Here is an 11,566-nt window from a genome sequence, read left to right on the forward strand (position 1 = left end):
CGGATCATTCGAACTCCATGATCACATCGTCCACCGCCAGATTATCACCTGCAGCGGCGTTGATTTTTGTCACTTTGGTGGTCTTTTCGGCGCGAAGAATGTTTTCCATTTTCATCGCCTCAACCGTGCAAAGGGCTTGGCCTTCCTGCACCTCGTCGCCCACTTGGACATCGACCTTCACGATCATGCCGGGCATGGGGCACAGAAGCATTTTGGATGTGTCGGGCGCCACTTTCTCAGGCATCAGACGCGCCATTTCAGCTTGCTTGGGTGTATAGACCTTGAGGGCGACATCCGCGCCACGCCAGCGCATGCGGAACCCCGATGTGACCTTACCGATCTTGATCAGCATGGCCTCTGCGTCGACATGCACTTCTGCGAGTTTGTCGCCCGGTGTCCAATCGCTTTCGATGCGGTGGGACGTGCCGTCCGCAAAGGTCACTGTCGCGCCCGATTGATCGGCCGCAATGCTGACGTGCAAGTCATGCCCTTGTGCCATGACGACCCAATCGGCGCCCACGACGCGCTCGTGGTTGTCCATACGCCCCGACACCCGGGTGCGCCGGATTTCGGCCACGCGGTACATCGCAGCCGCGGCCGCGGCCAGGCGTTTGACGTTATCATCGGACAGCGTAACCCCTTCGAAACCTTCGGGATATTCTTCTTCGATGAAAGCGGTTGTGATGTTGCCGCTGGTGAATTTCTCGTGGTCATAGACGGCGGCGAGGAAAGGCAGGTTATGTCCGATCCCTTCCAGTTCAAAACCGTCCAGCGCGTTGCGCATATGCTCAATCGCCGTGGCGCGGTCAGGCCCCCATGTGCAAAGCTTGGCGATCATCGGGTCGTAATACATGCTGATCTCGCCGCCCTCATAAACGCCTGTATCGTTCCGCACGACGCGGGTGTCTTCGGCCAGTTCTGCGGGGGGGCGGTAGCGTTGCAGACGCCCGATTGACGGCAGGAAATTACGATAAGGGTCTTCGGCATACAGACGGCTTTCCATGGCCCATCCGTTCAGCTTGATGTCGTCTTGCGTGATCGACAGCTTTTCGCCGTAGGCCACGCGGATCATCTGCTCGACCAGATCGACGCCTGTAATCAGCTCGGTCACGGGGTGTTCCACCTGAAGGCGGGTGTTCATCTCAAGAAAATAGAAGTTGCGGTCCCCATCCACGATGAATTCGACCGTTCCTGCCGAAGCGTAATCCACAGCGGCGGCCAGTGCGCAGGATTGTTCGCCCATCGCCTTGCGGGTTGCTTCATCAAGGAATGGCGACGGGGCTTCTTCGATGACCTTTTGGTTGCGGCGCTGGATCGAACACTCGCGCTCGCCCAGATAAATCGTGTTGCCATGGCTGTCGGCCAGAACCTGAATTTCGATGTGGCGCGGCTGTGTGACGAATTTTTCGATGAAGATACGATCATCCCCGAAACTGTTGGCCGCCTCGTTCTTGGACGACTGAAATCCTTCACGCGCCTCTTCGTCGTTCCAGGCGATCCGCATGCCTTTGCCGCCACCACCAGCGGAGGCTTTGATCATCACCGGATAGCCCACTTGGTTCGAGATTTTGACGGCATCATCCGCATCCTCGATCAGGCCCATATAGCCAGGAACCGTTGAGACACCTGCTTCTTGCGCAAGTTTTTTGGAGGTGATCTTGTCGCCCATCGCCTCAATCGCGCCCGCGGGTGGGCCGATGAAGGCAACCCCTTCTTTGGCCAATGCTTCGGCAAAGAGCTTGTTTTCACTTAAAAAACCATACCCGGGGTGGACCGCTTCGGCACCTGTCTGGCGGATGGCGTCCATCACTTTGTCAATCACGATATAGGACTGGTTTGCAGGGGACGGGCCGATGTGAACCGCCTCATCCGCCATTTTGACATGCAAGGCATTGCGGTCAGCGTCGGAATAAATCGCAACGGTCTGGATACCCATTTTGCGGGCTGTCTTGATGACGCGGCAGGCAATTTCGCCTCGATTGGCAATCAGGATCTTTTTGAACATGTTTCGTCCTTTCAAGTCGTCGTCACAGACGCAAAAAACCCAAGGCGCGAGAGTCGCGTCTTGGGGTAAGTTGGCAGAGGTAAGGTTAATTTTGTATCAGCGCAGCGTACGCTGGTTAAACGGTGGTTAATTGAGACCGAGATCGTCCGACAGCACGCCAGCAGCCGCGCCAATGGCTGTGCCAAGCAAGACATCGCCATCAACGGCCTTGGCCGTGACTGCGCCCGCGGCTGCGCCGGTAACGCCCCGTTCAAGATCGGTCTCGCCGCAAGCGGCAAGCGCCAGAAGGACTGGAATAAGGAGGACCGGTTTCTTTCCAAGAAGGTGCATTGCAGTGCCTTTCTGCTTTGGTGACGTTTGTCACCCAGAAAGACGGTGTTCTGCAGGTTTGAAAACACGGCAGCTTGGCTTGGGCGCAAACAGGCAATTTGCCACGCATTTTCAGCGGCAGTTGTCCATTTTTCGCTTATCTGACAGGGGCTTGCACCAAGGAAGCTTGGCTTGATGCGCAGCAGAAGCACACCAAGCCAAACCGTTGGGGACGGGTGTGGAATTACCAAACCCAGGCGGCCTTCGTGTTGGGACCAAGCCGCCCATCCGCTATGTTGAACAAGGTTCTCACCCACAGAAAAGCGCCGTTCAGACAGGTCTGAATTTTGCGCATGTTCTCGCGCAAGTTGTGACGGTATCGGCCAAAATTTGCCCATCAGTCACCTATCACATCGGGAAAGGCGGCGCGGGCACGGTTTACATCAATCACCAAAAGCGCATCATAGCTTTCGGGATCAAAGGGATCTTCGGCTGGCACGACCTCGCGGCCAAAAAACCAGCTCAGCCGTCCCGCATCAAGGTTGCCGCGTTCAAAAGGCTGGTCACCAAATTGTTCCCAAAGTGCACGAATGAACCCTTCGTCGGCGCGTCGGTCGGCCGGACGGCGATCTTTGAACCGCTCGCGCGAGACAAGTTTGGTTGGCCCTGTTTTGGACGGGCGGCGAATGACAAATTGAAAGTCTGTTCCTGGAAGGCGGCCAGGAAATCCGCGGTGTTTTAGCATGCTCGACCCCCAATGCATTGGAGGGAGCGGGATGGGAGCGGCGCAACCGCCGCCCCCGAAACTGGCTTATTTGTATTTACCAGTGAATGTTGGCTCAGCGCTGATGGGCTCTGGGTCAACAACCACGAATTCTTCTGGCTCGCTGTTGCCACCGCCACATGCGGCCAGCAATGCTGTGAGGCCAAGAACGGCAATAAGTTTGATGGAATTGGGCATGATGCTCTCCTAGTCACTATCCTGAATGCACGGTCAGCGAAACTGCCGTGCTTGTGTGTCTCAACTTGGACCAAAGTATTTGGTTCCATGGCGACCATACGTTTTATTGCGCCAAAAAGATACGAAATCAGCGACGCCTGACGCGGTTGTGGTCGAAAAGCCGCAATTTTCCGCCGAGATGAACTTTGCCCCGCAACATATTGTATATGCATTAGAATTGCTCCCATATGCAGCGGTCGTTTTCCTGCCGAAATGCCTCGAAAAACTGGGTGACCTGCGTATTTACCTTCCCAAATTCCGTTTCCTGATCGGCCATCGAAATCACCACGATTCCGGCATTCGCGTCACGTTCTTTCAACCACGGCAGGGCAAATTCCTCGCAAAGGCTTTGAAAATCCAGCTCGACATCGGCGTAGGTCAGATAGCCTGTGTCGCGCGAGATGTCGGGCGCGACGAAGCGAAACCTGACCTCGGTGTCAGAGGTCAGCACCTCTTGCAGGCTCACGTTCTGGCCAGATGGCAGGGCCAGATCACCCGGATCGGCGCTTGCTGCATCGGCCAACTGAGCTGTGCTGGTTACCACACAAAGCGCCAACGCACCGACCCACCGTTTGATATTTGACGGATTGCCAAGCACCGATTGCACCGTTGCCTGTGCCGTCGATGGCACAGCCCCCTGAACCGACCCTCCCGCCCGAACGGCATAGCCATCCGCATCGCGTTGCACCTGCACCATCGGGGAAAACCCGCGCAGCGATTGCAGGGCGCGCCAGACATCTTGGCGGATCAGATGGGCAAGCCGCGCACGCCCCACGCCACGCGTGCCCATGGGCAGATGCGCCTGCGCCGCCACATCCCAAGTCTGGGACGTATTGGCGGGGCGGCGCAGGGTCACCTGCGCGCCATCGCGTGTGATATGCCAGCCTTTTTTGCGCATCAGATCAAAGCGGGATGTTGTCGTGCTTTTTCCACGGCGTTTCTAGCTTTTTGTTGCGCAGGCTTGCGAAGGCGCGACAGATGCGTTTGCGCGTCGAATGGGGCATGATGACCTCGTCCACAAAACCACGTTCCGCCGCGACAAAGGGATTGGCGAAGCGGTCTTCGTATTCGGCAGTGTGGGCTGCGATTTTATCGGCATCCCCCAGATCGGCGCGGTGTAGAATTTCGACAGCGCCTTTCGCGCCCATCACCGCGACTTCTGCGGTGGGCCACGCGTAGTTGAAATCACCGCGCAGATGCTTGGACGACATCACGACATAGGCCCCCCCATATGCTTTGCGCGTGATCAGCGTGACTTTTGGAACAGTCGCTTCGCCGTAAGCAAACAGAAGTTTTGCACCATGCTTGATCACACCGCCATATTCCTGAGTTGTTCCCGGGAGGAAGCCCGGCACATCAATCAAGGTCAGGATCGGAATTTCAAACGCGTCGCAGAAACGCACAAAACGGGCCGCCTTACGGCTGCTGTCGATATCCAGAACGCCTGCAAGCACCATTGGCTGGTTTGCAACGACGCCGACGGTTTGCCCCTCAAGTCGGATAAAGCCTGTCACGATATTCTTGGCGAAGTCTTCCTGAATTTCGTAAAAGTCCCCTTCGTCGGCGAGCTTTGTGATCAGCTCTTTCATATCGTAGGGCGTGTTCGGGTTGTCAGGCACCAGTGTATCAAGGCTGTCTTCGATGCGGGCGGGATCATCATAAAACGGGCGCGTCGGGGATTTGTCACGATTGTTGAGCGGCAGGAAATCGACCAGACGGCGCACTTCGGTCAGCGCCTCCACATCATTTTCGAACGCCGCATCCGCGACCGACGACTTTTTGGTGTGCGTGCTGGCACCGCCCAGTTCTTCTGCGGTCACCACTTCGTTGGTGACAGTCTTGACCACATCGGGGCCTGTCACAAACATGTAGCTGCTGTCTTTGACCATAAAGATGAAGTCCGTCATCGCAGGGCTATACACCGCCCCACCCGCGCATGGCCCCATGATCAGGCTGATCTGAGGGACCACGCCGCTGGCCATGATGTTGCGCTGAAACACTTCGCCGTAGGCGGCCAGACTGTCGACGCCTTCCTGGATGCGCGCACCGCCTGAGTCGTTGATGCCAATCACAGGTGCGCCGTTTTGCATGGCCATGTCCATGATCTTGCAAATCTTCTGTGCGTGGGTTTCTGACACCGATCCGCCCAAAACGGTAAAGTCCTGGCTGAACACATAGACCATGCGCCCGTTGATCGTGCCCCACCCTGTGATGACGCCGTCGCCCGGGTGTTTGTTCTTTTCCATGCCAAATTCGGTGCAGCGGTGCGCCACGAACATGTCAAACTCTTCAAAGCTGCCTTCATCCAATAGCAACTCGACACGCTCGCGGGCCGTAAGTTTTCCTTTGGCGTGTTGTGCAGCGACGCGTTTGTCGCCTCCGCCTTTGCGCGCGGTAGCGCGGCGGTCGTCGAGTTCGCTCAGGATGTCTTTCATGGCGGCAGTCCCTTTCGGCTGGCAATCGTTTGGAACCGTCTTAGGCTGCAATGGCAGGACACAGAAGCAATTTCTTGGGTATCTGCAAAATTCGCAAACCATATGATCTGCGAATTGCAAACTTGCGAACTACCTTCGAGACTTTGCCTTCCCCCTTCTTTGCGATAGGCCCGCCACATGAGACAGCCAAGCACCTCTGCCCCACATATCCTGACGCTCGTGGCCCTTGCTGGCCTATCGGCGCTGACGATGAATATCTTTTTGCCGTCTTTGCCAACGATGACCACCCATTTCGGTGTGGAATACGGTGTGATGCAGCTGTCTGTTGCGCTCTATCTGATGTTTAACGCGCTGTTACAAATCATCCTTGGGCCGCTGTCTGACCGTTTTGGGCGCAGGCCGATACTGCTGATGTCGATTGCCTTGTTCTGCGTGGCAACCGTGGGCACATTGATCGCGCCCACTGCAGAGACATTCCTGCTGGCGCGTAGCTTTCAGGCCGTGATTGCCGCGGGGCTGGTGTTATCGCGCGCGATCGTGCGTGATTTATATGCCCAGGACGAAGCGGCATCGATGATTGGCTATGTCACGATGGGCATGGCCGTGGTGCCGATGATCGGGCCAGCCATCGGTGGGGTGCTGGATGGCGCTTTCGGGTGGAAGGCCAATTTTTGGTTGTTGCTGGCCTGTGGCATATTCCTTTTTGCCCTTGTTTACTGGGATTTAGGCGAAACATCCAAACGCCAGCCCACCAGCTTTCGCGCCCAGTTTGCAGACTACCCCGACTTGCTGACGTCCCGTCGGTTTTGGGGATACTGCATGACATCGGCTTTCGCATCAGGCGCGTTTTTTGCATATCTGGGTGGGGCCCCTTTTGTCGGGTCTGAGGTCTTTGGCCTGTCGCCTGCGCTTGTTGGTCTCTACTTTGGCTCGCCCGCTGTTGGGTATTTCGTCGGCAACTTCCTGTCTGGCCGATATTCGGTGCGCATTGGTGTGAACCGCATGGTGCTTTGGGGCGCTTTACTGGTCGCTACGGGGATGAGCCTGTCTCTTTTGTTCTTTGCTTTAGGTCTCAAAACCGCTCTCGTCTTTTTCGGGTTCATGACCTTTGTGGGGCTTGGCAACGGCATGGTGATCCCGAACGCCACCGCAGGCATGTTGAGTGTGCGCCCCCACCTTGCAGGCACTGCATCGGGCCTTGGCGGGGCCATGATGATCGGCGGCGGCGCGGCTTTGTCTGCTTTGGCGGGCGCTTTGCTGACCGTCGAAACGGGTGCCTGGCCGCTTTTGTGGATCATGGTGCTTACCTCCTATGCGGCGGTCGGTTGCATCGTCTACACGATCCGGCGCGACCGGCAGGTGAAGGCATAAGTCTGCTTTGCAAAGCCTTGCCTGAAAGCTGTAAAGCTGCAAAACTTGCCCAATGGCACAACAAAAACTCTATGCGGGCGTCAAGCTGCGTGAATTGCGCACCAAAGCTGGTCTGACCCAAAAGCTATTTGCGGACCGTTTGGGCGTGTCCCTGTCCTATCTCAACCAGATGGAAAACAACAATCGCCCCCTTGCGACGGGTGTGGTCTTGGCGCTTGCGTCCGAGTTTGGCTACGACGTGCGCGAACTGTCGATTGGCGATAGCGAACGGATGGTGACCGACCTGCGCGAGGTTCTGGCTGACCCTGTCTTTGCCAAAGACAGCGTGCCATTGGCGGACCTGCAGCTTGTCAGTTCCAACGCGCCTGGATTGGCCAAGGCCTTTTTGGATTTGCACCGCTCGTACCGCGAGGCGCATGACAGGCTTGCCTCTCTGGATGAAGCGTTGGGACGTGACGGATCGACCCTGCGCGTCAGCCCATGGGAGGAAGTGCGCGACTTTTTCCATTACTGCGACAACTACATTGATCCCGTAGACCGCGCGGCCGAAGGGTTCGTGCAAGCGGGCAAAGGGCTGCAAGAATTATTTGACGAGGTCGGCGTGCAGCTTCGGCGCACCGAAGACGGGCCGCTGCGCCACTATGATCCTGCGTCCAAAACCCTGTCGATTTCGGCCCGCGCCAGCCTGCCCACCTTTCGGTTTCAAGCACTTTTCCAACTGGCTTTGCTCACCCAAGACAAGCTGCTTGATGCCACGCTGGATTTGGCGCGGTTCCAATCTGATGAGGCCCGCAGCATCGCAAAGATCGGTTTGGCCAATTATTTCGCAGGGGCGGCGCTGATGCCCTATTCTCAATTTCTGGAGGTGGCCCAAACCACCCGCCATGATCTTGAGCGTATCGCAGCACATTTCGGGGCGTCGATAGAACAGGTCGCCCACCGGCTTTCCACGATGCAACGCGCGGGCGCCAAGGGTGTGCCGTTTTTCTTTGTGCGCGTGGATCCTGCGGGAACGATCACCAAGAGGCATTCATCGACGCGGTTGCAATTTGCACGCTTCGGTGGGGCCTGCCCGCTTTGGAATGTGCACCGCGCATTTGAAACGCCGGGACGGTTTTTGCGGCAGTTGGCCGAAACACCTGACGGGGTGCGCTACATCAGCCTTGCGCGTGATGTCACCAAATCAGGTGGCGCATTTGATGCCCCAGTGCGCCGATATGCCATCGCCTTGGGCTGCGAGGTGCAACACGCCGATGCCTTGATTTACGCCGATGATCTGGATTTGAACACGCCCCAGGCCTTTGAGCCGATTGGCGTATCATGTCGCATCTGTGAGCGGGCAAATTGTCATCAACGGTCCGTCCCACCGCTTGAGCGGCGCTTGCGGGCGGATGTGAACACGCGCGGCACATTGCCATATACGCTAGACAGCTAAGGTTCCGCGCGGCTAGGCTATCAGCAGGAGGATACCCCATGGAAATGTCAGGCGAACGCGTCATCAATGCACCGCGTGCAGAGGTTTGGGCGCATTTGAACTCGGCTGAAACGCTACGCGCCAGTGTGCCGGGATGTGAAGAGCTGTCAGGCTCGCCCGAAGAAGGTTTCGAGGCCGTGGTCAAACAAAAGGTCGGCCCCGTAAAAGCGACGTTCAAAGGGGGCGTCACCCTGTCGGATGTTGTTGAAGGCGAAAGCTACAAGATCAGCGGTGAGGGCAAAGGCGGCGTTGCAGGTTTCGCAAAGGGCGGCGCAGATGTCACGCTGGCTGACACCGATGATGGCGGCACGCGTCTGACCTATGAGGTCGAAGCCAAGGTCGGCGGTAAAATTGCGCAGCTTGGCAGCCGCCTGATCAACGGGTTTGCCCGTAAGATGGCCGATCAGTTTTTTGAGAATTTTCAGGCGCAGGTCGAAGGCACAGCAGAGAGTGCCGAGGATGAACCCGCGCCTGCCTGATGGGTTACGCGTTCGCGCCAGTCAGCAAGCCGTAGATTTCGTCCTTCAGCGTCATGCGCTTTTTGCGCAGCTCCACGATTGCAAAATCATCCATAGGCTCGACATTGGTTTCGGCGCGGTGAAGTTGACGGTTCAGCGCGTGATAGTCTTCGGCCAAGCCCGCAAAATGCGCGTCGGATTGTTTCAACTCGCTGATAAGGGCCGCGTGTTCTGGGAAGTCGTCTGCCAATTCATGGGGTGTGTTCGACATGGGTTCGCTCCGTGTTGTCATTCCGACTCAGATGCTAGGCCGCTTGGTCGCAGGCGACCTTGAGCCATATCAAACACGCTACCTTTTTGCGCGCACCCAACCGGCTGCGTCGGCCTCGGCAGCAGAGCAGAACCAACGCTCTCCGCGTTCGGTGCGAATGCCTGTGCGTTCATAATATTTATCGCCCGGCATATGATAGATTTGCCCGTTGGCCGAAATGTTCCCCTTGATGTTACAGGCGGGATTTGGCGGCACGCGGCCCACAGCCTTTTGCGCGCGCACAACGGAAGGGTTTTGCAGTGTCCCCGCCCAAAGGCCGCGGTCGTTTACGGCCGCACCTTTTTCCAGAAGGTCATAATCCATCGAATATTCCCGATAGGCCAAAGCCAAACCATCGCTGACCAAGGTTGCGCCAATGTCCTCATCTGCAACAAAACACTTTGCAACAGCGCGGCCATAGCGGTCTGTCTCAATACGTTCGCAGCGCGCTTGAATGCCATCGTAGCGCGCGCGCACGGTCTCTTTGACAAAGGTGCCACAATCCCACCGCGTGCCTTGCTCGGTCTGACAGGTTTGGCCGATCTCGACCGCGTCGATGCCGTGAATGCGCACCCGTGTCGTGCCAACATCAAACGTATCACCGTCGATCACCCGAATGGGTCCCGTGATATCGGCAGACGCCGCGGTCGCGCACAGCAATCCGAACAAAGCACAAAAAGTTAACATTTCGTTAACATCAGGGCGAGACAGCGGAATTGCAACCACCCAAGCGGGTTTTGGTTAAGGCGTCAAAACGGTGCTTCGACATCTCCCATCCGCACGTAGACGGATTTGAGTTGGCTGTAGTGCTCTATCGCGGCCTTGGAGTTTTCGCGCCCCACACCGGACATTTTGCTACCGCCAAAAGGGGCTTCGACGGGCGCGTCATTATAGGTGTTGATATAGCAGGTGCCTGCCTCAAACCCTGCGACCACGCGGTGCGCGCGGGTCAAATCCGCTGTAAAAACGCCCGCGGCCAAGCCAAATTGCGTATCGTTTGCCCGCGCCATGACCTCTTCTTCGGTTTTGAAGGACAGCACCGACAGAACGGGCCCAAATATTTCGTCCCGCGCGATGGTCATGTCATCTGTGACATCCGCAAAGACAGTCGGTTGGACAAAGAACCCCTCTCGCGCCACACGCCCCCCGCCATAGACCAGACGCGCCCCTTCGGCCTGCCCTTTGGCAATAAAACCTTCCACGATTGTCATCTGGTTTTCGCTGACCATCGGCCCGAATGTTGTGGCCTCATCCATCGGGTCACCAATCACCGCGTTGTCCAACCGTTCGCACAGACGCCTTAGAAACGGTTCAACCATCGCTTCTTGCACAAACACCCGTGTGCCATTGGAACAGACCTGCCCGCTGGAATAGAAATTTCCAAGGATTGCCCCGCCGACGGCATTTTCCAGATCAGCGTCATCGAAAATGATCAACGGGGATTTGCCGCCCAGTTCCATTGTGACGTGTTTCATCCCATCCGCAGCGGCAGCGTAAACCTTGCGACCTGTCGGAACGGATCCCGTAAGCGAGACCTTATCGACACGGCAGTCGCTGACCAGTTTGGCGCCCACATCACCCAACCCCTGCACAACGTTAAAAAGCCCCGCAGGTGCGCCCGCCTCATACAGGATTTCAGCGACTTTCAAGGCGCAAAGCGGCGTAGTCTCTGAAGGTTTGAAGATCATCGCATTGCCGCATGCCAGCGCGGGCGCCCCTTTCCAACCAGCGATTTGGGTGGGGTAGTTCCATGCGCCGATGCCAACGCAGACGCCAAGCGGTTCGCGCACAGTATAGACAAAATCCTGTCCAAGCGGGATGTGTTCGCCTGTCAATGCCCCTGCAAGACCGCCGAAATACTCCAGCGCATCCGCACTGCTGGTCGCATCCACATAGAGCGTCTCGGACAACGGTTTGCCTGTGTCATAGGTTTCCAAAATCGACAGCGCGCGGTTGCGCTCGCGCATGATCTGGGCGGCCCTTTTTAGCACCCGCCCCCGTTCGGTGCCTGTCCATGTGGCCCATTCCTTTTGCGCCCGTTTTGCACTGATCAGAGCACGTTCGACAATCGCGTCTGTGGCGCTGTGAACTAGCGCGATCTGCTGGCCTGTCGCGGGATAGATTACGGGGATCGGTGTGCCAGCCGTATCTTCCACATACGCGCCATCGATAAAATGGCTGGCCTTGGGTTGTGTTTCGGTCAT

General features: G+C 57.1%; 12 protein-coding genes. 3 read left to right on the forward strand and 9 right to left on the reverse strand.

From position 1 onward, the window contains the following. Positions 1-4: 4 nt before the first annotated feature. From L1065_RS04080 to L1065_RS04105, 6 genes are all read right to left on the reverse strand, one after another. Positions 5-2,005 (reverse strand): acetyl/propionyl/methylcrotonyl-CoA carboxylase subunit alpha, encoded by a 2,001-nt coding sequence (locus L1065_RS04080; protein WP_237094160.1) that lies wholly within the window; start codon positions 2,003-2,005, stop codon positions 5-7. A 126-nt stretch (positions 2,006-2,131) separates the two neighbouring features. Further along, complete coding sequence (locus L1065_RS04085; RefSeq protein ID WP_237094161.1) at positions 2,132-2,335, reverse strand: hypothetical protein; 204 nt, start codon at positions 2,333-2,335, stop codon at positions 2,132-2,134. 376 nt (positions 2,336-2,711) lie between these two features. Beyond that, positions 2,712-3,059 carry a hypothetical protein gene (locus L1065_RS04090; protein WP_237094162.1) on the reverse strand — a complete coding sequence of 116 codons (348 nt, stop codon included), beginning with the start codon at positions 3,057-3,059 and terminating at the stop codon, positions 2,712-2,714. Between the two features lie 66 nt (positions 3,060-3,125). Further along, positions 3,126-3,275 carry a hypothetical protein gene (locus L1065_RS04095; protein ID WP_237094163.1) on the reverse strand — a complete coding sequence of 50 codons (150 nt, stop codon included), beginning with the start codon at positions 3,273-3,275 and terminating at the stop codon, positions 3,126-3,128. Between the two features lie 211 nt (positions 3,276-3,486). Continuing rightward, a complete protein-coding gene (locus L1065_RS04100) occupies positions 3,487-4,212 on the reverse strand; it encodes a DUF6497 family protein (RefSeq protein WP_237094164.1) in 726 nt (241 codons plus the stop codon). Positions 4,213-4,216: 4 nt separating this feature from the next. Continuing rightward, positions 4,217-5,749, reverse strand: a complete 1,533-nt coding sequence (locus tag L1065_RS04105) for an acyl-CoA carboxylase subunit beta (protein ID WP_237094165.1) — start codon at positions 5,747-5,749, stop codon at positions 4,217-4,219. 177 nt (positions 5,750-5,926) lie between these two features. Between L1065_RS04105 and L1065_RS04110 the strand changes: the two genes are divergently transcribed. From L1065_RS04110 to L1065_RS04120, 3 genes are read left to right on the forward strand one after another with little or no spacing between them, the layout of a single operon-like run. After that, entirely contained in the window at positions 5,927-7,120 is a 1,194-nt protein-coding gene (locus L1065_RS04110; RefSeq protein WP_237094166.1) for a multidrug effflux MFS transporter, read from the forward strand. Positions 7,121-7,172: 52 nt separating this feature from the next. After that, on the forward strand, positions 7,173-8,555 hold the full coding sequence (locus L1065_RS04115; RefSeq protein WP_237094167.1) for a short-chain fatty acyl-CoA regulator family protein: 1,383 nt from the start codon (positions 7,173-7,175) through the stop codon (positions 8,553-8,555). Positions 8,556-8,593: 38 nt separating this feature from the next. Next, positions 8,594-9,073 (forward strand): CoxG family protein, encoded by a 480-nt coding sequence (locus tag L1065_RS04120; RefSeq protein ID WP_237094168.1) that lies wholly within the window; start codon positions 8,594-8,596, stop codon positions 9,071-9,073. Between the two features lie 4 nt (positions 9,074-9,077). Here the strand turns inward: L1065_RS04120 and L1065_RS04125 are convergent, their stop codons facing one another. The 3 genes from L1065_RS04125 to betB all read right to left on the reverse strand — a co-directional run bounded on the left by L1065_RS04125 (position 9,078) and on the right by betB (position 11,566). Continuing rightward, a complete protein-coding gene (locus L1065_RS04125) occupies positions 9,078-9,323 on the reverse strand; it encodes a YdcH family protein (protein WP_237094169.1) in 246 nt (81 codons plus the stop codon). Positions 9,324-9,401: 78 nt separating this feature from the next. Further along, positions 9,402-10,049: a thermonuclease family protein gene (locus tag L1065_RS04130; protein WP_237094170.1), complete on the reverse strand. Its 648-nt coding sequence runs from the start codon at positions 10,047-10,049 to the stop codon at positions 9,402-9,404. Positions 10,050-10,111: 62 nt separating this feature from the next. After that, positions 10,112-11,566, reverse strand: a complete 1,455-nt coding sequence (gene betB / locus L1065_RS04135; RefSeq protein WP_237094171.1) for a betaine-aldehyde dehydrogenase — start codon at positions 11,564-11,566, stop codon at positions 10,112-10,114.

This window comes from Nereida sp. MMG025, from assembly GCF_021654165.1.
Classification (GTDB): domain Bacteria; phylum Pseudomonadota; class Alphaproteobacteria; order Rhodobacterales; family Rhodobacteraceae; genus Nereida.